Origin of the sequence: Colwellia sp. 20A7, assembly GCF_009832865.1 — a bacterium.
In the GTDB taxonomy this organism is placed as follows: domain Bacteria; phylum Pseudomonadota; class Gammaproteobacteria; order Enterobacterales; family Alteromonadaceae; genus Colwellia.
In genome coordinates, this window is record NZ_CP047130.1 from 4,045,513 (window position 1) to 4,067,642 (window position 22,130).

Genomic DNA, 22,130 nt, shown 5'->3' on the forward strand with positions numbered 1-22,130 from the left:
AATTGATGAAAAAAGTCCGTATGGGAATGGTTGGCGGTGGTCAAGGTGCATTTATTGGTGCAATTCATCGTATGGCTGCTTCCCTTGATGGCCAGATAGAATTAGTTTGTGGCGCCTTTAGTTCCGACCCACAACGTTCGATAGACTCTGGTGCAGCACTTTATTTACCTGAAGAGCGATGCTACGCCAACTATGAAGATATGTTCACCGCTGAGGCATTATTACCTGTAAATGAGCGTATGGAATTTGTCGCGATAGTTACACCAAACCATTTACATTTTCCAATAGCCAAAGCTGCTATTGAGCGTGGTTTCCATGTAATGTCAGACAAGCCCGCAACGTTAAACTTATCAGAAGTGTTAACCCTAGAATCAATACTAGCAAAACATGATGTGCTTTATGGACTAACCCATACCTACAATGGCTACCCCCTAGTTAAGCAAGCTAAACACCTTATCAAACAAGGTGAATTAGGTAATATTGTCAAGATTGTCGTTGAATACTCACAAGGTTGGCTTGCCTCAAAAAGCGATGAAAATAGTAAGCAAGCTAGCTGGCGTTTAGATCCTAAAAAGTCGGGTGTCAGTTGCTGCATGGGTGATATAGGTGTTCATGCTGCTAACTTAGCTGAATATGTATCAGGTATACAAATCACGCATTTATGCGCTGATCTCACCTCTTCTATCATTGGCAGAGCATTAGATGATGACGGTACTGTCATAGTGAAATTTTCTAATGGCGCGAAAGGTCTACTATTCGCAAGCCAAATAGCAGTAGGTGATGAAAATAATTTAAAGCTACGTATCTATGGTGATAAAAAAAGTATGGAATGGTCGCAACTAGAGCCAAACACCCTACTTTTAAAGTCAAATAATGAGCCCACTCAATTAATTCGAACAGGCGTTGGTGAAATGTGTGAAGCGGCCCAACAAGCCACACGTACTCCAGCAGGTCATCCAGAGGGTTATTTAGAAGCTTTTGCTAATATATATCTTAATTTTGTCAAGCAAATCCGCGCACATAAAAATGGTGTAGATTGCTCTAATCAAGAATTTGATGTGCCAAGTATTGAAGATGCAATTAGAGGTATGGCATTTATCGAAAACGTTGTGCAATCCAATCAATCAAATGAGAAGTGGCAAGCATTATCATTGAATACTCAACCAATGGAAGTTAAATAATATGGAACCTATTTTTAAATCACAAATCAAAGGTCCAGGTATTTTTCTCGCTCAATTTTGCCAAGATACAGCGCCCTTTAATAATCTCGCCGATATTTGTCAGTGGGTAGCAGGAATGGGCTATAAAGCTGTACAGATCCCTACATGGGATAAGCGACTATTTAATTTAGAATTAGCTTATCAAAGTGAAAGTTACTGCGAAGAAATTAATGGTATTGTGACTGACGCAGGTTTATCAATTAGTGAATTATCAACCCACCTTCAAGGACAATTAGTTGCGGTTCATCCAACCTATAATAAACAGTTTGACAATTTTGCCATTGATGAAGTGAAAAATAACCCGCAAGCTAGAACAGCCTGGGCAATTGAACAAGTAGGCATGGCCGCAAAAGTGAGTGCAAAATTAGGGTTAAAAGCCCATGCCACATTTTCTGGCGCATTATTATGGCAAACCTTTTATCCTTGGCCACAACGCCCTGCGGGCTTAGTAGAAGATGGTTTTAAAGAATTAGCACAACGATGGTTGCCTATTCTAGATAAGTTCGAAGATGCAGGTGTTGATGTCTGCTATGAATTACATCCCGGTGAAGATCTACATGATGGCGTTACTTTTGAGCGCTTCCTTGAAGCAACAGGGAATCATCAACGGGCAAATATACTGTACGATCCAAGTCACTTTGTACTTCAACAATTAGATTATTTAGCTTTTATCGATATTTATCATGAAAAAATTAAAGCCTTTCATGTTAAAGATGCTGAATTTAGGCCCAATGGAAGAAGCGGTGTTTATGGCGGTTATCAAGATTGGCAGAATAGACCAGGTCGTTTTCGATCGTTAGGGGATGGTCAAATAGATTTTAAACAGATTTTTAGTAAATTAACACAGTATGGTTATGATGGTTGGGCAGTACTTGAATGGGAGTGTTGCTTGAAACACCCAGAAGATGGTGCAAAAGAAGGCGCGCCATTTATTGCTAAACACTTAATTAGAACACCTGAACATGCCTTTGATGATTTTGCAGCTAGTGGTGAAGACGCCAACTTGAATCGAGATATTTTAGGATTATAACAAACTACAAATAAGTGACGAAATATGTCAACAAATATTAATAAAAATAAGTTGTTTATTGCCTGTTGTTTAGCATTAACAGTGACAGCGATGACTTTTGCGATTAGGGCTGGTATTTTAGGTCAGCTCAGTCAAGATTTTGCCCTGTCTGACACAGAGCTGGGTTGGATAAACGCCATGGCCTTTTTGGGCTTCCCCGTGGCTACTATGTTTGGTGGTTTATTATATAATATTCTTGGCGCCAAAAAGCTAGTTTTACTTGCTTTTGTTGGCCATATCGTTGGCTTACTTTTAACAATGAATGCAGTGGGCTTTTGGTCGTTATTAATTTCTAGTTTTTGTATCGGCTTTGCCAATGGCTCAGTCGAAGCCGGTTGTAACCCATTAATCGCAGATATGTACCATAAAAATAAAACCACCATGTTAAACCGATTCCATGTATGGTTCCCTGGTGGCATTGTTATTGGTGCATTAGTGTCAAAAACAATGACTGATATGAGTTTTGACTGGCAAGCGCAAATAGCCATTATGCTAGTGCCAGCGGTTATTTATGGTTACTTAATTTTCACGCAAAAATTCCCTCAGACCAGCAATATTGAAACCTCCACCAGCAAAAATATTAAAGCATTATTTTCACCACTCTTTTTGTTTATCGCTTTTTGTATGACGTTAACTGCGGTCAGCGAGTTAGGCACACAACAGTGGATTGAGCGTATTTTAGGCTCTTCTGGCGCATCTCCTATGCTTATCATGGCTATGGTCACCGGTGTGATGGCGGTTGGTCGCTATTTTGCAGGCCCAATGATTCACAAGTTTAATCCTGCTGGCGTGTTACTTTATTCTGCTATTGTTACTACTATAGGTATTTATAGCATGAGTGTGGCAACTGGCAATATGATTTATGTCTCTGCCCTATTATTCGCCCTAGGTGCGACCTATTTTTGGCCAACCATGATCGGTTTTATCGCTGAAAACATCCCTAAGTCTGGTGCTTTAGGTATGTCGATACTCGGTGGTATTGGTATGTTTTCCGTAAGTATGTGGAACCCTGTGATTGGTGGCTGGATTGATACTGCTCGCCAGCAAGCCTTAGCCGAAAATAGCTCGCTTGAATTAGCTGAGTTGGCGGCTGGGCAAGCAACTTTGGCCAACTTAAGTGTTTTCCCTTTTGTTTTGATTTTTGCCTTTACAGTATTAGTCTTTTATATGCGTAAACAAAGCCCAGCAGCGCCAAGTCTAGCAACAGAAAACCCAAAAAAGGAAGTGTCTTGTGAAAAGTAACAAACAAAATATTCACCTAGAGAGTAAAAGGCAATTTTTACGTGGTTTAACGGCCTTAATAGGCGGTGTTGCTGTATCACAGCTTACTAGCACCAATGCCTTAGCGAACGCTTTTAATTATGAAGCTCAGCCAGACAGTGCTTTAAAAGCAGGCAAAGTGTTTTCAAAACCACAAATGCAAATATTACATGATATTTGTGCCACCGTTTTACCTAAAACAGACACCCCTAGCGCAGCTGAATTAGATGTTCACGGCTTTTTAGACCATCAATTGTCTGCTTGTTATTCAAATACCCAACAAACACAGGCAATAAACCTTGTTGATAAAATAAATCAGCAAAGTAAAACAAATTACGCTAAAGGTTTTAATCATATTTCATCTGAGCAACAAACTGCACTCTTAGTTGCTTTAGAGTCACAAGCGTTAGGTTTTAGCGCTCAAGATAAAAAACAATTTAGTGCCTTAAAATCACTCTTAATTTTTGGTTACTTTACGACTGAGGTTGGCGCTACTCAAGCGCTAAATTACCAAGCCATTCCGGGTGGTTTTAAAGGCTCAGTACCTTATTCAACATTGAAAAAATCATGGGGGTCTTTAGCTTTTTATTAACGCGTGTAATAAGAAGTAAAGAAGTAATTTATGAAAAAAAATATATATATCAATGAAAGTAATGAAGAGTATGACGCCTTAGTCATTGGCTCTGGTGTTTCAGGTGGTTGGGCGGCAAAAGAGCTTTGTGAGCGAGGATTAAAAACCTTAATGATAGAGCGTGGCCGTATTGTTGAACATAGAAAAGATTATACTAGTGAAAACAAAGGCCCTTGGGAGTTTGCTAATCGTACTAAGGTCGACAATTTATTAGTTGAGCAGCAATATAACGTGCAAAAAAAATGCTATGCTTTTAACGATGCAACAAAACATTTTTTTGGTAATGACCAAGAACTACCTTACTCAACAGAGGCTGGTACAGGTTTTAGTTGGATCAGAGCCAACCAATTAGGCGGAAAGTCGCTATTATGGCATCGCCAATCTTATCGCTTTAGTGACCATGACTTTAATGCCAATAAAGCCGACGGTTATGGTAATGATTGGCCACTACGCTATAAAGATTTAGCTCCATGGTATAGCCATGTAGAGCAGCATGCTGGTATCAGCGGTAATTATGATAATTTATCTCAGTTACCCAACAGTGAGTTTTTACCCCCTTTTGAATGGATGAAACCAGAATTCGATTTAAAAAACAAATTCGCTAAGCTGTACCCTAACAGGCCTATGATAATGGGTAGAGCTGCCCATTTAACCAAACCATCAAAACTACATGTATCTCAAGGTCGTGTGCAATGCCAAGCTAGAAATGAATGCCAAAAAGGTTGTTCATTTGGTGCCTACTTTTCAACACAAAGCTCTACATTGCCTGCAGCTGCAAAAACCAATAATTTACACATTGCAGCCAATAGTGTTGTTCAAAGTTTGATATACGATGAAAAAACTAATCGAGTAAAAGGCGTTAGGGTTATCGACAATGACAACTTAACCACGCGTGAGTACTTTGCCAAAGTAATCTTTTTGTGTGCATCAACACTTGGCTCAACGCAAATTATGCTTAACTCTATATCGAAAAAATTCCCACGTGGTATTGCTAATAGCTCCGGGGTATTGGGCCACTACTTGATGGACCATGTTTACAATGCTGGTGCAACGGGGCAAATAGAAGGCTATGAAGATGAGTATTATTCTGGCCGTCGCCCAACAGCACCTTACATACCCAACTTTCAATTTAAGCCCTCACTATATAAGAAAGACTATAAACGCGGCTATGCCTTGTCGGGCGGCGCAAGCCGAAGTGATTGGCGCAGCGCTCGCCATCAATCAGGCATTGGCGCTGACTTTAAACAACAATTAACACAAACAGGGAGCTGGCAGTTTGGTTTACATGCCCAAGGTGAAATGCTACCTCGTTATGAAAACCAAGTGTCACTACACCCAAGTAAAAAAGACAAATGGGGCATGCCACAACTGCATATTAATTGTCAGTGGTCTGATAATGAAAAATTGATGATGGACGATGCTGCGCAAACAGCACAAGAAATGCTAATAAAAGGAGGCGTAAAAAATGTTACTCGTTATACCTCTTATGATAAAAACGCTCCTGGCTTAGCCATTCATGAAGTGGGAACTGCCAGAATGGGGCTTAACCCAACAGAATCTGTTTTAAATACTTATAACCAAACACATGATATTCCGAACTTATTTGTTACTGATGGTGCCAGTTTTTGTTCATCTGGGGTTGCTAATCCGTCATTAACATTTATGGCATTAACCGTTCGTGCTGTCGATTACGCAGTAAAAGAAATGAACAACAAACGTATTTGATAACACTGTTTTATAACCAACAACCAAACAAGTAACCAAACAAAAAATACTGAGAGAGTAAAAACCATATGAAATTTATAAGCGCTATTGTAATGAGTTTACTGATACTATCGGCCAGTGGCTGCGCTCAGAAACCTCAACAAGAAGAAGTTATATCGCCTGTTTTACCTAAGATAAGCGTGCAGCTATGGTCGGTAAAAGATGAACTTAAAAATGACTTTACAGGAACCATTGAACACATAGTGAAACTAGGCTTTCAAGGAGTAGAGTTTGCCGGTGATTTTGGCCCCTTTAAAGATGATCCAAAAGGATTAAAAGTTTACTTGTCATCTATGGGCATACAAGGAAGTGGTGCACACATGGACTTTGAACAGCTTAATGATGAAAACTTCAACAAAACCACTGAATTTTATAAAACCGCAGGCATAGAGTTTTTAATCATACCTTGGGACGAGCGAGCATGGCATCCAGAGGGCATCAAAGCGGTTGTTGCTCAATTAAACCTTTTAGCAAAAAAACTTGCTCCACTGGGGATGAAAGTAGGTTTTCATAACCATGAAAAAGAGTTTAATGAGTACAACAATTCAACCTACTGGGATTATTTAGCGACAAATACCTCACCAGAGGTTATTTTACAACAAGATGTTGGTTGGACTACTTATGCAGGAAAAGACCCAATTGAGTATGTTAAACGCTACCCTGAGCGCACATTAACCACGCATTACAAAGTACGTTTACCTGAAGGTACCGTAGGTAAATTACCTATTATTGGTCAAGATACCATTGACTGGATTAACCTAACTAAAGCAAATATGTCTGTTGGTGGTACTTTATGGATAGTGGTAGAACAAGAAGAATACCCTAACGGTTTAACTCCACTACAAGCAGTCGAGCAATCTAAAAAAGGTTTAGATAGAATATTACAACAACTCTAGTTTTTAGCTTGCTAAAAATACTTTTGTATTGTTAATTCTATAAGCACAATAAAAAAGGGCTGGTCGCTACAGATAAACACTGTGGTGACCAGCCCTTTTTCAATCAAACGTTTGCTAGTAACAAAGCATCCGTTTAACCATTTTGCTCACGTGCAATTGCGCGGTAAGCGATATCTGTTCTAAACTCTACACCTTGCCATGAAATCTGATGTAGTAACTCATACGCTAATTGTTGAGCTTCAGTAACGGTATTCCCTAAAGCAGTAGCACAGAGTACACGACCGCCATTAGTTGTTACTTCACCTTTATCATTTAACTTAGTACCAGCATGAAATGTTTTTGCAGAGGCATTCGTATTGATTTCAAGACCTGAAATTACATCACCTTTAGGATAACTTGCAGGATAACCACTTGCAGCAAGCACAACACCAACTGCAGCGCGACTATCAAAAGCAATGGTTGCTTTATCTAATTCACCACGTGTAGCAGCTAAACAAAGTTCAACAATATCTGACTGTAAACGCATCATAATTGGTTGTGTTTCTGGATCACCAAAACGACAATTATATTCAATAACGTTAGGAGTACCATCTTCTGCAATCATTAAGCCAGCATATAAGAAACCACTGTAAGGTGCGCCTTCATTCGCCATACCTTCAACAGTAGGCATAATAACTTCAGCCATGATGCGGTTATGAATTTCAGGCGTTACTACTGGTGCAGGAGAATAAGCGCCCATACCACCAGTATTTGGACCTAAATCACCATTTAATGCACGTTTATGATCTTGACTTGTTGCCATTGGTAAAACATTTTTACCATCAACCATAACAATGAAGCTTGCTTCTTCGCCTTCAAGAAACTCTTCGATAACCACACGGTGCCCAGCATCGCCAAATGCGTTACCTGCCAACATATCTTCAATGGCATCTTCTGCTTCTTTTAGTGTAAGCGCAACAATAACGCCCTTACCTGCCGCTAAGCCATCGGCTTTAACCACAATAGGTGCGCCTTGCTCACGCACATACGCAAGCGCAGGCTCAACTTCAGTAAAGTTAGCATAACTGCCAGAAGGAATGTTATTACGCGCTAAAAAGTCTTTAGTGAATGATTTTGAACCTTCAAGTTGTGCCGCTTTCGCGCTTGGACCAAATATAGCTAAACCTTGTGCTTGAAATGCATCAACAACACCATCAACTAACGGTTGCTCTGGACCAACAATAGTTAATGCCACACCTTCACTTTGTGCAAAAGCAACCAAAGCGGCGTTATCACTAACATCAAGATCAACATTTTCTAATTTGTCTTCAGTTGCAGTACCAGCATTTCCTGGAGCAACAAATACTTTAGTAACTTGATTAGATTGTGCCGCTTTCCATGCCAATGCATGCTCACGACCACCTGATCCTATAACTAAAACTTTCATGTGTTTTTCCTATTCTTTATTTTGCTTTTTAAAGTCGCTAACATAGTAATATTAAGGTTTAACAAACTTTAAGGTCATACGATCGCTTTCGCCAATCGCCAAATATTTCTCTTTATCAGTTTCGCCTAAACGTAATGACGGTGGTAAAGTCCACACACCTTTTGGATGCTGAGCCATATCCTTCGGGTTAGCATTTATTTCACTTGCGCCAGCAAAACGAAAACCTGCTGCTTTAGCTTGCTTAATAGTAGTTGCTTCTGAAACATAACCCGCTGCTTTTTCAGGGGCAACACCTGCTGGTAAACGATGCTCAACAACACCAAGTACACCACCAGACTTAAGTGCCTTGTAAGCGTCTTTAAACACTTGCTCTACACCTTCAGCTTTCCAGTTATGTAAGTTACGAAAAGTTAACACAATATCAGCAGTGCCTTCTGGGGCTATTTCACTTGCTTTACGAGGAACAAAATCCGTTAATACTACTTCACTATAAATATCATTTGAGGCAATTTTTTTCTCTAATGCTTTACGTGACTTAGAATAATAATTATCTTCGCCTGTATCAGGATAATGAGCACCATAATATTTACCCGACTCTTTTAGAGCTGGCGCTAAAATTTCAGTGTACCAACCACCACCTGGAGTAAGTTCGACCACTGTCATTTCTGGTGCAAAACCAAAAAACTTCAATGTTTCGATTGGATGACGATATTCATCACGCGCTTTATTACTAGCTGAACGATGCTCACCTGACACAGCTTGCTCAAGTGCAGAGCTGTTATGATCATGATTGGCATGGGCATAAAGATTTGAACTAGCGAGTGCGCTTAAGCCTAATGTTGCAGTGATTACTGTTGAACAAAGTAAAGATTTAAAGCTTTTTAAATGAGTCATAATATTTCCATTAACTGTTTTAAGTTACTAAAAGAACACTAGTTATAGCAGATTTTAAATAAACAAGCAGCGGTGATTATATTTATAGCAATTTTCATTGTAAGTAAATAAATCAACACTGCTTAATTTTTTGGAACTAATATCTATCTTAGTGGCGGAAGTGACGCATGCCAGTAAACACCATAGCAATATTATGTTCATCTGCTGCGGCAATAACTTCGTCATCACGCATAGAGCCACCTGGCTGAATTACGGCTGTAATACCAGCTTCTGCTGCAGCATCTAAACCATCACGGAATGGAAAGAATGCATCTGAAGCCATTACAGAGCCTTTAACTTCTAAGTTTTCATCAGCAGCTTTAATACCAGCAACTTTAGCTGAATAAACACGGCTCATTTGACCGGCACCAACACCAATAGTTTCACTATTTTTAACGTAAACAATTGCGTTAGATTTTACAAATTTTGCTACTTTCCAACAAAATTGTAAATCACGCATCTCGTCTTCAGTAGGTTGACGTTTAGTCACAACTTTAAGATCGTCTTTTGAAACACGACCTTGGTCGGTATCTTGCACTAATAAACCACCGTTAACGCGTTTGAAATCAAATCCAGTAGTTTTAGCACCCCATTGACCACAAGCTAATAAACGTAAGTTTGCTTTAGTCGCAACAACTTTAGCTGCTTCTTCAGATACACTTGGTGCAATAATTACTTCAACAAATTGACGAGACACAATAGCTTCGGCTGTAGCTGCATCTAATTCACGGTTAAATGCAATGATGCCGCCAAATGCTGAGGTAGGGTCTGTTTTATAAGCGCCTTCATAAGCCGCTAAAATATCATCACCAATGGCTACACCACATGGATTAGCATGTTTCACGATTACACAAGCTGGCTCTTCGAATTCTTTAACACATTCTAAGGCCGCATCAGTATCAGCGATGTTGTTGTATGATAATGCTTTACCTTGAAGTTGAACCGCAGTAGAAACTGACGCTTCTTCTGGGTTAGCTTCTTTATAAAAAGCAGCATCTTGATGTGAGTTTTCTCCGTAACGTAAATCTTGAGTTTTAATAAATTGGCTATTAAAAGTACGTGGAAATTTCACTTTTTCGTTAGGTAAAGTATTGTCTGAAGAACCTTCTGACTTAGCTTCACCGTACGCTGGTAACATTTTACCAAAGTAATTCGCAATCATGCCATCATAACTAGCTGTGTGCTCGTATGCTGCAATCGCTAGATCAAAACGTGTTTTATAGGTCAATGAATCATTGTTACTGTCTAATTCAGCTAATACACGATCATAATCACTGGCATTAACAACAATCGTGACATCTTTATGGTTTTTTGCCGCTGCACGAACCATTGTTGGGCCACCGATATCAATGTTTTCAATTGCATTTTCTAAAGAACAATTTTCATCACTAACAGCATTAGCAAAAGGATATAAATTAACAACTACCATATCAATAGCATTAATATTATTCTCAGCCATTACCGCTTCATCCATGCCACGACGCGCTAAAATACCGCCATGCACTTTAGGATGTAATGTTTTCACACGACCATCCATAATTTCAGGGTGACCCGTGTAATCAGAAACTTCTGTCACTGGAATGCCATTGTCAGCTAATAATTTTGCTGTACCGCCAGTAGAAAGAAGATCAACACCCTTCTCACTTAGACGCCGTGCAAATTCAACAATACCTGATTTATCTGAAACACTTAATAATGCGCGCTTAATTGGACGAGGAGTATCCATCGATGTATTTACCTTTTTAGTTGTAATTTACTGCTAGTTTATTACTAACTTGTCAAATCACATGAAAATTTAAATGAGTTTAAAAACAATAAAAGCACCCGAAGGTGCTTTCAATAAAAATATCGGTCTAGTTCATTCCGTATTTTTTTAATTTTTTACGTAAAGTACCACGATTGATACCCAGTAAATTTGCAGCTCTTGTTTGATTACCGCGTGTATACATCATTACTTCTTCTAGCATTGGTGCTTCAATCTCACTAAGTACAAGGTCGTACATATCGTCAACATCATTACCATTTAATTGCTTTAGGTAGTTATTGATCGCTATTTTAGCTTGCGTACGTAAAGGAGACGTTTTAGTTTGCGTTTGAATATCACCAGTGATAAACGGAGAAGAAATATTTTGTTCGAACATAATGTACAACTCTTTCTATTAATAAAAATTAACGACCCACTGTTCATCGCTGAACAAGTTGATCAAAACAAAGGTTTAACGTTTCAAGTTGTTCACTTGTAGACGATAAACCATTAAAAGTAGATCTAAAAATTTTGCCTTGATCTCCTGCAAATTTTGCAGAAAAATCATCACCCAATGCATCACCCAATAAGGCAAATGAATGGATATACCAAGACACGTGCTTACGCGCGATTCTCACGCCCATAAAGTCACCGTAAAACTGATGTAACTCTTTAACATGTTCAAGTAGTATTGAACTCACCTCATTTACTGAAGGTGCAGCCATCTGAGTTCCAGTTTTCAAAAAATGATTAATTTCTCGAAAAATCCAAGGTCTCCCTTGGGCACCTCGACCGATCATAATAGCATCGGCTCCAGTATAGCTTAATACATGCTCAGCTTTTTCTACCGAGGTTATATCGCCGTTAGCTACAACAGGAATTGAAACAGCTTGTTTAATTGCTTTTATGGTGTCGTATTCCGCATAACCTTTATAAAAGTCATTGCGAGTTCGACCATGCACTGCAAGCGAAGCAATACCATTATCTTCAGCAATTTTAGCTATTTCAATGCCATTACGACTGTTTTCACACCAGCCAGTGCGAATTTTTAACGTAACCGGAATATTTACCGAATTCACCACAGACTTAACAATTTGTTCGACCTGTGCTGGCTCTCTTAACAAAGCAGAACCCGCTAATTTTTTGTTTACCTTTTTTGCTGGGCATCCCATATTAATGTCAATGATCTGAGCACCATTTTCAGCATTAATCTGAGCAGCAAAGGCTAATTCATCAGGACAGCTACCGGCAATTTGTACACTACGAATGCCAGCCTCTTTACTATGAATCATTCTTAGTTTAGATTTCTCGGTATTCCATACCTTAGGATTCGACGATATCATTTCTGATACGGCCAAACCTGCGCCTAATCGACAACACAATTCTCGAAAAGGTTGGTCCGTAATACCTGCCATAGGCGCAAGAAAAACATTACTGTCAAATTGATACGAGCCGATTTTCAAACCATTACCACGCTGACTATTTTTTAAGCACCATTACAAAAGGGCGCTAAGTTTACGTGTTTTTTATTGAATTGAAAAGCATATAATTTGAACAAAATTAGCTTTTATTTGCCTTTTTAATATTGACTTTTGCCAAACTATTAAAGTGAGCACTTCCTGTACAATTCCCGGTACAATGTACTAACAGGTTTCGCGTTAAAAATCACCTGTGCATCTTGCTATTTTTAAAAAAACACGGTTAATTTTGTAAATAAAAATAAATAACATCTATAGACAGGAAAATAAAAAATGCAAAGTTTTACGACTGAACGTTTATTAATACGACCGTTAGCAGAAAGCGATAAGGCGTTTTACATTAGTCTTTATAGTGATCCGAGAATAATGCGACATATTGGCACACCATTAACTAGCATTGAAGCTGAAAAAAACTTTGAAAGGACGATAGAAGAAACTAAAAAAAATAAGCCTAAAGTTATGACATGGACGATTGTTTGTTTAAAAAAAAATGAGCCACTTGGAATACAAGGGCTAACTAGAATAACATCTCAAGTTAATCCTCTGAACAATGCTGATATTGGTATAATCTTAGCATTAAAAGCACATGGTAAGTGTTTTCCTGAAGAGGCAATGGGAGCATTGATTGAATATGCTTTTCAATACATATCGATTAAAACCATCCGTGCCTTTTATGCCACAAAAAATTTAGCGACTAAACGCTTTATTAAAAAGCTAGGTTTTAATTATGACATCACCCTGCAACCTGAAAATGGTCATAATGCTTATCAATGTCTCAATAAAAATCAATGGGAAGAATCTTTTATTAAAAAGATATTATAAAATTTATCTCAGGTAAAACTAGAATATTAATTGTGAAAATAAAGATATCTGATACTTTAATAGCTATCACAATACAAATTATATTATTTTATTAAATACTACTATCAACAATAAAGGTAATTAAAATGTCAGGCAGTTTAGTTTGTGTCGGCACGGGCATGATGTTAGGTGCACATATTACGCCAATAGCCCAAAGTCATATTGAGCAAGCTGATGTAGTTTTTTCTCTCATGTCTACAGGTATCACTGAACGTTGGATTGAAGAAATGCATCATGATGTTCGAAGTCTTCAATATTGCTATAAGGAAGGCAAGAATCGCAATATTACCTACAATGAAATGGTTGAAGTTATATTAGCTGAAGTTAGGCTAGGTAAAAAAGTTGTTTGTTCTTTTTATGGACACCCTGGTGTATTTTCTTGTGTTGGTCATAGAGCGATTAAAAAAGCCATTAAAGAAAGTTACCCTGCACATATGGAAGCAGGAATATCAGCAGAAGATTGCCTGTATGCTGATTTAAATATTGACCCAGGAAAAACAGGTTGTATTAACTTTGAAACGAGTCAATTTATGTTTTACAAGCGTAACATTGACCCTACAGCCCTCCTAGTACTCTGGCAAGTAGGACTTGCAGGTGATCAATCACTGACAAAGTTTTCTACGGGTAAAGCATATAGACAAGTGCTAGTAAATTTATTATTAGAAACATACCCTATAGATCATCAGGTGATTCTATACCAAGCTAAAGTCTTACCAATAGATACTATGCGGGCTGAACGTATAGCATTAGTTGATTTAGTGGATGCCGAAATATTTATGCACACTACTTTAGTGATACTACCCAGTAAAAAATTACAGGCAAACCAACAAATATTAGACCAATTAGCCAAATTAGATAAACAAAAAAGACAAAGTAAGCATAGATCTAAGTTTAAACTAGTGGTATAAACTTATGCCAATCTAATCCTTGTGAATTTCAAAATAATAAAAAATGGAGAATGTCTTTGTCTACTATAATTGAAACCTTAGTACAAATAGCAAGTGATGCTAGCATACAAAAACCAAAAGAAATTGAACAACTGCTAGTCAGTAATAATGTAGATAAACTCATTGCAACAGCAATTCTAAACAAAGATATCATTTCACTTGAACGTAAGTTAGATGTTTGCCCTGATATAGTTTGTATTTTTGTTCAACCTAAAGATGATGAACCAGCAGAGCAAGAAGAAGATGAAGAGCAAGATAAAAATACAGAAAAAAATATATCTGTCATTAATTTTTAATCCATTGGCTTCATTCCCCATAATAAAAAATGGACTAAATATCTTATGTTTATGTCTATTTTTATATCTCTCATATAGTGATAAAGTTTATAGTAATGATATTTTAAACATAAATGAGCAACTTAATATTGCCGATAGTATACGAACTAGTGATCCTAGTAAGTTTCAAATAATAATCAATAAACTCAAAAAAAATAAAGACTCTTTATCTGTAAACCAAAAATACCATCTAACTTACCTTACTGCATACCAACAATCTATCTTAGGACAACTAGATAACTCCATAGTTACTTATAAGCAACTACTTACCTCGAATGCAAGTGCTGAAATTAAGTTCAGAGCAAGAATATCGATAATAAATACATATGCTTTTACACAAAATTGGGCAGAAGGTTTGTTACATTTATCAATATTACTGAAAGAACTTCCTGAAATAGAGCCACATGAAACACAGATGAACGGTATTACCGTGGCTGCTGTTTTTTATAACCAACTAGGTCAGTATGCTTTAGGTTTAAAATATGCTGAACAACTTTCTACTCATAAACAATCCAAAAGAACAAGTTGCTTGGCTGCTGCAATAATTATTGAATCAAAACTACACTTAGAAAAATTACAAAATAATAATGACGAGATTAATAATGCACTAGAGCTCTGTGAGACTGAAGCTATTGTAGTAAATCTCATTCGCTCTTATCGAGCAAGATTTGACCTAATAAATAATAAACCAGATAATGCTATAAAATTATTAGCTCCTCACTTATCACAAGTAAACGCAACTAAATATCCTATACTTATTGTTAAGTTTTATAGTTTACTAGCCGAATCTTATTGGATCTTAGGAAATTTAGAGAAAGCCGAAGAGTTTGCTTTAGACGCCGTCACAATTGGGAAAAATATCAAAACAAACCAGTCAGTGGTATCTGCTTATAATCTATTGTATAAAATGGCAAAAAAACGTAGTAAACATGAAGAAATTGCCCTTAAATATCATGAAATTTACGCTGAATTAGATAAAGCATATATTAATGAAACTAAAGCAAAACACTTAGCTTTTCAACTAGCGGTACACAAAGAACTAGAGCAAAAAAATCAAATCGCGTTATTAAATCAACAGAATGATTTATTAATTGCAGAACAAGCCTTAATCAAAGCCAATGCAGAAAATACACGTTTTATTCTCCTGATATTAATCATAGTAATCTCAATACTATTACTTTGGGGTTCTCGATTATTACAAGCACATAAACGTATTAAGCAGTTAGCCGAATATGATCACCTTACTGGTATATATAACCGTGGCCATTTTTCTCAAATTGCTAACGCTGCATTAGACTATTGTAAAAGTGCTGGTCAAGAATTAAGTATCATCATGTTTGATTTAGATTACTTTAAAAAGGTTAATGATGACTATGGCCACGCTTGCGGTGACTGGGCATTAAAAAATGTTATTCATGCTTGTAAAGCTATTGGTCGTCAAAATGATATTTTTGCCCGATTAGGCGGTGAAGAGTTTTGTATATTATTAACGAGTTGCGATAAAGACTCGGCTTATCAACGTGCTGAAACATACCGACAAGCGATTGCTAACATTAACACGAAAGAATCTGGTTTTGATTTTAATATCACCGCAAGTTTTGGTGTTACTGACACTAAAACCAGTGGTTATGATTTAGATAAGATTTTGGCTGATGCTGATAGCGCCGCCTATTCATCTAAATATGCTGGAAGAAATCAAGTCACGATATTTCAAGCTAAAACACAAAAAGAAGAGAAAAAAGAAAAAAATTCGACCGAGCTCGATTCTTCACGAAATGCTTTTTAATTCATTATATTTTGAACTCATTATAATAGTAGTAAAGATAACAGACTCATTATAAATAAAGCACTAACGCTTAGTTCAAGCTAGTGCTTTAAGAGCTAGCTTGAACTACAGCAAAAATATCTATCTACTACCTATCTTGTAAGCTATTTACGTTGGCCATTAAGACGAACCCACTCTTCTTGTATAGTTACAGGCTCCATATCACACCATTGACCGTAGATATCTTGTAGTGTTTGCGCTTGCTCTTCTAATACACCAGACAATGCTAGTAAACCTTTATCACCAACATAGTCCATAATAGTAGGCGCTAACTCACGCAGTGGTCCTGCTAATATATTAGCAACAACTACATCGGCTTTAAAAATAGGCTGATCTTTTGGAAGATAAAGTTCTAATCTGTCATCTACATTATTACGTTTCGCATTAGCAAGGCTTGCCTGTAATGCCTGTGGATCAATATCAATACCAATAACTTTCTTAGCACCCAGCTTTAGTGCGGCTAATGACAATATACCCGAACCACAACCAAAATCGACTACCGTTTTATCTTGAAGGTCTAAACCGTCAAGCCATGTTAAGCAAAGTGCTGTCGTAGGATGTGTGCCTGTACCAAAAGCTAACCCTGGGTCAAGCATAACATTGACCGCATCTGGCTCTGGCACATCACGCCAGCTTGGACAAACCCATAAGCGCTTACCAAACTTCATTGGGTGGAAGTTATCCATCCACTCACGCTCCCAGTCTTTATCTTCTAATTGCTCTAACTTGTATTTCATTTGCTTTTTATCAGGATGAATACCTTGTAAATAACTAATCACGTTGTCCATATCATGACTCGCATCAAACAAGCCCATAACAACAGTGTTAGACCAATAAAGCACTTCATCACCAGGTAAAGGTTCATAAATAGGTGTGTCTTTAGCGTCAATAAAAGTAACTGCTTGTGAGCCACAGGCTACTAACCAATCACTATACTTTTCTGCAGTTTCTTCATTAGCGCTTAATCTAAGTTGTATCCAAGGCATGTCATTTTTCCGATGAAGTTAATTAAATTGATTGTGGTTATTTATGAACATTGTTTATTCTGATCATACATGTTCGTAATGATAGTTTATCATTCATTGATGCTAGAGTAGGAACAAATTCATTTAATACGTAAAATATAATGTTAGATTTACTCCCTGATTTATTCGACCTTTATCCTGAACAATTACAACTAGCTGAGCCAGTATTTAATGATTACGGTGGTAACGTTATTTTTTCAGGTGAAATTGTCACTGTATCTTGCTTTAACGATAATTCAAAAGTAAAAGAATTAGTTGCCACCGATGGCACAGGTAAAGTCATGGTAGTTGATGGTAAAGCTAGCACTACCAACGCTTTATTAGGTGATATGTTAGCAGAAAAAGCGGTTGAGAATGGTTGGCAAGCTATTGTGATCAATGGCTGTATTCGTGATGCTGGTACTATTTCTACATTACCTATTGGCGTGAAAGCGCTAGGCTGTAACCCAATAAAAACAGAAAAGTTAGGTGTTGGCGATATTAATGTTGATATCACCTTTGCCAATTTACACTTCAAGGCTGGCGACTTTATTTACGGCGATTTAAATGGTTTAGCCATTAGTAAAAATCGATTAACCATAGACGAGTAAAGATTTTCATTACAGGCTTATGATAAAGTTAAGCCAATTAAGTTAATAATGTCTTTGTACTAAGTTATGTAATGAAATATTTTCCTGTTTTCCTCGATGCAAAAAATATATCCGCTATGGTGGTTGGCGGTGGAGAAGTGGCTACCCGTAAAATTGAATTACTATTAAAAGCAACGACTCATATCACTATAATGAGCGAAACTGTATGCGTTAGCATTGAACGCTTGATCAATCTTCACCAATTAACTTGGCTAGCACATAATTATGAGCAGGGGCATTTAACGAATATTAATTTAGTGATTGCTGCCACCGATAATGCCCTTATTAATGAAGCGATATCTAAAGAAGCAATACCTCTTAATATATTGACGAATGTAGTAGACCAACCTGAATTATGTACCTATATTACGCCAGCTATCATTGACAGAAGCCCAATGCTTATTGCGCTATCAAGTTCTGGCAGCTCACCGATTCTCGTACGTATGTTAAGAGAGCAAATTGAAAAAACACTTCCTCAAGGCTATGGAAAACTTGCCGATTTTTCATATAAGTTTCGTGATCATGTCAAAGCACGCGTTAAAGGATTACGTAATAGGCGCAGTTTTTGGGAAAGTATTCTTAAAGGGCCTATAGGACAAGCTGTACTTGACGGTGATCAACAAAAAGCAGAACAACAGTTAATTGCCAGTATAAAACAAGAAATAGCGCCGCCTAGCGGTGAAATCATTTTTATTCATACAAAGAACGGTAACCCTGATAACTTAACGCTAAATGCCCATCGAGCGATGCAATTTGCCGATGCTGTTTTCTATGATGAAGATGTTAATAATGAATTAATTGAATATGTACGACGTGATGCTGAAAAGTTTTTACAAACTATCAGCTCGAGTATATTGATTAATTATCAACATGCTATTGAGTTAGCCGCACAAGGCCAAAAAGTTATTTACTTACTAAACGGCAATGAAGTATTACCTAAGAATGCCGCATTAGCGGACAGCGATATAGCCACTCAAGTAATAATAAGTGGCGAATAACCCAATCCTTCTTGTATTAGGTGAACTAAGTAGTATTAAGTGAACTAAGTAATATTAGGTGAGCTAGCCTCACCTAATATTTTTCTTTACCACGCACTACAACGACATAACAAAATCGATTAATGATTGACGATCAGCTTCCGCTAAAGCCATATAAGCATTTTTACTTTGCTCGGCTTCACCACCGTGCCATAGAATAGCTTCTTCAACATCTCCAGCCCTACCATCATGTAAAAACCCTGCCGCTGGGTTCACTGTTTTAGTTAAACCGATTCCCCACAAAGGCCGAGTTTTCCATTCCTGACCATTCGCGGTAAAATCACGACGGTTATCAGCGAGTCCTTCGCCTAAGTCATGTAATAACATATCGGTAAATGGATAAATATGTTGCCCTTTTAGTACCTCTGGCGCAGCTAAACCACCCACAAAAAATTTGCCTGTAGACGTAATAAAATCAGGTTGATGACACCCAGTACAATTCACTTGGGTAAATAATTGTGCACCGGCAATCACTGACTCATCGTTAATATTACGCCTAGCTGGAACCGCTAACGTTTCAGCATAAAAAACCACTTCATCTGAGAACTGCTGAGTTGCTTCGGTATTTCCTTGCTCATCAGTACCTGTGTCAACAAACCCAGTACGTGCAAGGTAGCTATCGTGTAACGGAGTATTAAGTACACTCTCTTCAGGGAATAAGGGGTTAGTTATCCCCATATCGCCACGTAACGCTTCAAGTGATTGTACTCGAACACTAGGTGTACTTGCTTTCCAACCAAAGCGTCCTAATGAAACGGGAATAGGATCATTGTTTTTAGCTTTTACCGGATCAAAAACCCAATTAGGACGACCAGTAATACCGTCATTATTAGAATCGTTCTCATCGGCTAATGCTAAAATATCAGCCTCACTAATCAGCTCAAGTAACCCTAAACCAAATATAGGCATACCATTTCTTGGGCTGTAACGTACATTCGCTTGCAAAATAGCGCTATTTAGCGAATTTTCAACGTCTACATCATAAGGTTTTTCAATTGAAAACACTGGTTTTTTAAGGGTTACCGTATCACCATCAGCATACGTTACCGTTGAATATTCATAAGAAAGATAAACATTAGCTTGACCAATAAAAGGATTCTCTTGCCAATCATCCCGAGCCTTTAGTACACCTCGATGGAATAATTGCGTACCAAAACCATCAACACCTACATTTTTACAATAATTATTTTCTACTGATGGCGCCAAACATTCACCATCATCAATACTCATACGTAAAAATATTCCGGCATTAGAGCCCAATAATACCCGACTTTCTCCTGCAGCTAAGGTAATAGTAGAGGGGCGTCCATCACGTTGATGACATGAATTACAATCTTGATTATTAAATACTGGCCCTAAACCGTCTAAATCAGGGTGTTCATTATTCGGTGCTGTAGTAAAGGCGGTTTCAAAATGTGTGTCACCAGTTAAATGCTTATCTAACTCTTCAGAAGTTAAATTTGGCATGGGTGTTGAAAACCCATGCCCTGAATCGCTAGCATCAATCGCTGTTGCATCACCGCCTAATAAACTTACAAAAGTATAGGCTGCTTGTGGTTGCTCGGCTTCTTTGGTTGTATCATCTGAGCTACTGGAGTTACAACCAAACATAATCATTGTACTAGTTATGGCGAGCACTAGATGAGACTGCTTGGCTTTGTGTCGTTTCGTTGAACTATCTGAATTACTTAGTTTATGTAAATAATTTAGTTTACTTAAATAACTTAACTTTTTTAACTTACTTAACTTACTTAGATTAATCATTGGTAGGATGCCCAGAACAGGTGTAGATTATTGTGCATCCTTGCGCAATAATTGTTGAGAATGACTCAATAAATAATTAACGAACCTATTGTTGCCAATCTTGTAGTTTAGTTAAGACATCATTTTCAAAAGAGGTTTGTAACGTTGATAAAGCATCTATCGCTGCTTGAATTCTCACACGCGCATCAGCATCATTAATGGCTTGCCTAAAAGGTAAATCACTCTCACCAGCAATCGCTTCAATGGCTGCAATAGCATCCATTATTTCAGTATCTACTCTTGTGGCAAGATCAGCATCAGCTGCATTAACAAAATCAATAATACCGGCTTTATCAGCCTGCCCTGAAAACTCACCGCGATAAACATTTTGTACGCCACGAATATTGTCAGTAAAATCAGCGAGTGAATTCCAGCTATATTGTGATTCCACTTTAGAAGTATCAATATTGTCGATATTACTACCAAACGGTTCCGCTATTTTGCCATTACCTACCTCATCAATAATACCAATCATACCGTTGATTAATTCTTCTACTACACCCAACTGAGATGCATAAATATCATTATTCGTAGTCAATAATAAGTCTTTGTATGCCGGTGAATTAGCATCATTCGGATCATTCGCAACTATCCATGCATCTAACAATGATTGCGTATAAGTTTTAAATACTTCTGCAGCAGCAGATAAATACTCACTTTCAAGTGTAGTCATTTCATCAATGCTTTTCTCATTATCTTCTACACCATCACCAAACAATAGAAACTCCATGGTATGAAAACCTTGAACATCATCATTAAACGTTTTGAGTTCATCAGCACTAAAACTTGCTTGAGATGCTAATAACGCCTCTAAATCGCTGGTATTTAACGGCCAAGTATCTAAATGAGGATCAATAGAAAGTGCGTCAACTGGGCCAAAGATGTGTGATTCACCTTGCTCCCAAGGTACTCTAACATCTTTCCAAGCTTGCTGAGCTAACGCTAAATTCTTATCTGTTGGTGTGTTTACCAAATTTTGAGTTGCTAATAAAAAGTCTGCCGCACCATCATTAAGGTTTTGATAGCCCGCAACGATCACATCATTAGTTAAATTAGTAATCATTTCAGTTGCTTCAAAGCTGAAATTAGTTTCCACAACGGTAGGCGTTTCAGCGTCTGACGAACTACCACCACAAGCCGTTAGTACTAATGCCGAGATAGCCGCTGCTAATAAAGATTTCTTAAATATCATGTTATGTCCCTTATTTAAATTTCGTTAATTTTGTTAATTTTGTTATTTTGACCGT

General features: G+C 37.6%; 20 protein-coding genes. 12 read left to right on the forward strand and 8 right to left on the reverse strand.

What is annotated here, in order from left to right:
• Positions 1-5 precede the first annotated feature (5 nt).
• The 6 genes from GQS55_RS17390 (at position 6) to GQS55_RS17415 (ending at position 6,840) form a co-directional block, all read left to right on the forward strand.
• Positions 6-1,181, forward strand: a complete 1,176-nt coding sequence (locus GQS55_RS17390) for a Gfo/Idh/MocA family protein (protein WP_236559683.1) — start codon at positions 6-8, stop codon at positions 1,179-1,181.
• A 1-nt stretch (position 1,182) separates the two neighbouring features.
• Positions 1,183-2,250 (forward strand): sugar phosphate isomerase/epimerase family protein, encoded by a 1,068-nt coding sequence (locus GQS55_RS17395; protein ID WP_159821682.1) that lies wholly within the window; start codon positions 1,183-1,185, stop codon positions 2,248-2,250.
• A 24-nt stretch (positions 2,251-2,274) separates the two neighbouring features.
• Positions 2,275-3,531, forward strand: coding sequence for an MFS transporter (locus GQS55_RS17400; RefSeq protein WP_159821683.1), 1,257 nt, complete (start codon positions 2,275-2,277; stop codon positions 3,529-3,531).
• A complete protein-coding gene (locus tag GQS55_RS17405; protein WP_159821684.1) occupies positions 3,521-4,141 on the forward strand; it encodes a gluconate 2-dehydrogenase subunit 3 family protein in 621 nt (206 codons plus the stop codon). The genes GQS55_RS17400 and GQS55_RS17405 overlap by 11 nt, the downstream gene beginning before the upstream one ends.
• A gap of 30 nt (positions 4,142-4,171) precedes the next feature.
• Positions 4,172-5,905, forward strand: coding sequence for a GMC oxidoreductase (locus tag GQS55_RS17410; protein ID WP_159821685.1), 1,734 nt, complete (start codon positions 4,172-4,174; stop codon positions 5,903-5,905).
• A 68-nt stretch (positions 5,906-5,973) separates the two neighbouring features.
• Entirely contained in the window at positions 5,974-6,840 is an 867-nt protein-coding gene (locus GQS55_RS17415; RefSeq protein WP_159821686.1) for a sugar phosphate isomerase/epimerase family protein, read from the forward strand.
• Positions 6,841-6,973: 133 nt separating this feature from the next.
• On the opposite strand, the gene purD is transcribed toward GQS55_RS17415, so the two are convergent.
• The 5 genes from purD to dusB all read right to left on the reverse strand — a co-directional run bounded on the left by purD (position 6,974) and on the right by dusB (position 12,406).
• Complete coding sequence (gene purD, locus GQS55_RS17420) at positions 6,974-8,266, reverse strand: phosphoribosylamine--glycine ligase (protein WP_159821687.1); 1,293 nt, start codon at positions 8,264-8,266, stop codon at positions 6,974-6,976.
• A gap of 51 nt (positions 8,267-8,317) precedes the next feature.
• Positions 8,318-9,160: a class I SAM-dependent methyltransferase gene (locus tag GQS55_RS17425; RefSeq protein ID WP_159821688.1), complete on the reverse strand. Its 843-nt coding sequence runs from the start codon at positions 9,158-9,160 to the stop codon at positions 8,318-8,320.
• A gap of 148 nt (positions 9,161-9,308) precedes the next feature.
• Positions 9,309-10,925: a bifunctional phosphoribosylaminoimidazolecarboxamide formyltransferase/IMP cyclohydrolase gene (gene purH, locus GQS55_RS17430; protein ID WP_159821689.1), complete on the reverse strand. Its 1,617-nt coding sequence runs from the start codon at positions 10,923-10,925 to the stop codon at positions 9,309-9,311.
• Between the two features lie 127 nt (positions 10,926-11,052).
• On the reverse strand, positions 11,053-11,340 hold the full coding sequence (gene fis / locus GQS55_RS17435) for a DNA-binding transcriptional regulator Fis (protein WP_114325692.1): 288 nt from the start codon (positions 11,338-11,340) through the stop codon (positions 11,053-11,055).
• A 43-nt stretch (positions 11,341-11,383) separates the two neighbouring features.
• Positions 11,384-12,406 (reverse strand): tRNA dihydrouridine synthase DusB, encoded by a 1,023-nt coding sequence (gene dusB, locus GQS55_RS17440; protein WP_159821690.1) that lies wholly within the window; start codon positions 12,404-12,406, stop codon positions 11,384-11,386.
• 288 nt (positions 12,407-12,694) lie between these two features.
• Between dusB and GQS55_RS17445 the strand changes: the two genes are divergently transcribed.
• The 4 genes from GQS55_RS17445 (at position 12,695) to GQS55_RS17460 (ending at position 16,350) form a co-directional block, all read left to right on the forward strand.
• Complete coding sequence (locus GQS55_RS17445; protein WP_159821691.1) at positions 12,695-13,243, forward strand: GNAT family N-acetyltransferase; 549 nt, start codon at positions 12,695-12,697, stop codon at positions 13,241-13,243.
• Positions 13,244-13,368: 125 nt separating this feature from the next.
• Positions 13,369-14,190: an SAM-dependent methyltransferase gene (locus tag GQS55_RS17450; RefSeq protein WP_159821692.1), complete on the forward strand. Its 822-nt coding sequence runs from the start codon at positions 13,369-13,371 to the stop codon at positions 14,188-14,190.
• A gap of 56 nt (positions 14,191-14,246) precedes the next feature.
• Positions 14,247-14,525, forward strand: coding sequence for a hypothetical protein (locus tag GQS55_RS17455; RefSeq protein WP_159821693.1), 279 nt, complete (start codon positions 14,247-14,249; stop codon positions 14,523-14,525).
• Complete coding sequence (locus GQS55_RS17460; RefSeq protein WP_159821694.1) at positions 14,473-16,350, forward strand: GGDEF domain-containing protein; 1,878 nt, start codon at positions 14,473-14,475, stop codon at positions 16,348-16,350. The genes GQS55_RS17455 and GQS55_RS17460 overlap by 53 nt, the downstream gene beginning before the upstream one ends.
• Before the next feature lie 143 nt (positions 16,351-16,493).
• Here GQS55_RS17460 and prmA read toward each other — a convergent pair whose 3' ends face one another.
• Positions 16,494-17,375, reverse strand: coding sequence for a 50S ribosomal protein L11 methyltransferase (gene prmA / locus GQS55_RS17465; protein WP_159821695.1), 882 nt, complete (start codon positions 17,373-17,375; stop codon positions 16,494-16,496).
• A 140-nt stretch (positions 17,376-17,515) separates the two neighbouring features.
• Between prmA and GQS55_RS17470 the strand changes: the two genes are divergently transcribed.
• Positions 17,516-18,004 carry a putative 4-hydroxy-4-methyl-2-oxoglutarate aldolase gene (locus tag GQS55_RS17470; RefSeq protein WP_159821696.1) on the forward strand — a complete coding sequence of 163 codons (489 nt, stop codon included), beginning with the start codon at positions 17,516-17,518 and terminating at the stop codon, positions 18,002-18,004.
• A 71-nt stretch (positions 18,005-18,075) separates the two neighbouring features.
• A complete protein-coding gene (locus GQS55_RS17475; RefSeq protein ID WP_159821697.1) occupies positions 18,076-19,041 on the forward strand; it encodes an NAD(P)-dependent oxidoreductase in 966 nt (321 codons plus the stop codon).
• 96 nt (positions 19,042-19,137) lie between these two features.
• Here the strand turns inward: GQS55_RS17475 and GQS55_RS17480 are convergent, their stop codons facing one another.
• Together GQS55_RS17480 and GQS55_RS17485 are read right to left on the reverse strand one after the other, a co-directional pair.
• Positions 19,138-20,697 (reverse strand): di-heme oxidoredictase family protein, encoded by a 1,560-nt coding sequence (locus GQS55_RS17480; protein WP_159822971.1) that lies wholly within the window; start codon positions 20,695-20,697, stop codon positions 19,138-19,140.
• A 232-nt stretch (positions 20,698-20,929) separates the two neighbouring features.
• Positions 20,930-22,075, reverse strand: coding sequence for an imelysin family protein (locus GQS55_RS17485; protein WP_159821698.1), 1,146 nt, complete (start codon positions 22,073-22,075; stop codon positions 20,930-20,932).
• Positions 22,076-22,130: the final 55 nt, after the last annotated feature.

Bases quoted from the DNA above. Each gene is read 5' to 3' on its own strand.
- GQS55_RS17390 (WP_236559683.1), top strand. From the start codon at position 6: ATGAAAAAAGTCCGTATGGGAATGGTTGGCGGTGGTCAAGGTGCATTT.
- GQS55_RS17395 (WP_159821682.1), top strand. From the start codon at position 1,183: ATGGAACCTATTTTTAAATCACAAATCAAAGGTCCAGGTATTTTTCTC.
- GQS55_RS17400 (WP_159821683.1), top strand. From the start codon at position 2,275: ATGTCAACAAATATTAATAAAAATAAGTTGTTTATTGCCTGTTGTTTA.
- GQS55_RS17410 (WP_159821685.1), top strand. From the start codon at position 4,172: ATGAAAAAAAATATATATATCAATGAAAGTAATGAAGAGTATGACGCC.
- GQS55_RS17415 (WP_159821686.1), top strand. From the start codon at position 5,974: ATGAAATTTATAAGCGCTATTGTAATGAGTTTACTGATACTATCGGCC.
- purD (WP_159821687.1), bottom strand. From the start codon at position 8,266: ATGAAAGTTTTAGTTATAGGATCAGGTGGTCGTGAGCATGCATTGGCA.
- GQS55_RS17425 (WP_159821688.1), bottom strand. From the start codon at position 9,160: ATGACTCATTTAAAAAGCTTTAAATCTTTACTTTGTTCAACAGTAATC.
- purH (WP_159821689.1), bottom strand. From the start codon at position 10,925: ATGGATACTCCTCGTCCAATTAAGCGCGCATTATTAAGTGTTTCAGAT.
- fis (WP_114325692.1), bottom strand. From the start codon at position 11,340: ATGTTCGAACAAAATATTTCTTCTCCGTTTATCACTGGTGATATTCAA.
- GQS55_RS17445 (WP_159821691.1), top strand. From the start codon at position 12,695: ATGCAAAGTTTTACGACTGAACGTTTATTAATACGACCGTTAGCAGAA.
- GQS55_RS17450 (WP_159821692.1), top strand. From the start codon at position 13,369: ATGTCAGGCAGTTTAGTTTGTGTCGGCACGGGCATGATGTTAGGTGCA.
- GQS55_RS17460 (WP_159821694.1), top strand. From the start codon at position 14,473: ATGAAGAGCAAGATAAAAATACAGAAAAAAATATATCTGTCATTAATT.
- prmA (WP_159821695.1), bottom strand. From the start codon at position 17,375: ATGCCTTGGATACAACTTAGATTAAGCGCTAATGAAGAAACTGCAGAA.
- GQS55_RS17470 (WP_159821696.1), top strand. From the start codon at position 17,516: ATGTTAGATTTACTCCCTGATTTATTCGACCTTTATCCTGAACAATTA.
- GQS55_RS17475 (WP_159821697.1), top strand. From the start codon at position 18,076: ATGAAATATTTTCCTGTTTTCCTCGATGCAAAAAATATATCCGCTATG.
- GQS55_RS17480 (WP_159822971.1), bottom strand. From the start codon at position 20,697: ATGATTATGTTTGGTTGTAACTCCAGTAGCTCAGATGATACAACCAAA.
- GQS55_RS17485 (WP_159821698.1), bottom strand. From the start codon at position 22,075: ATGATATTTAAGAAATCTTTATTAGCAGCGGCTATCTCGGCATTAGTA.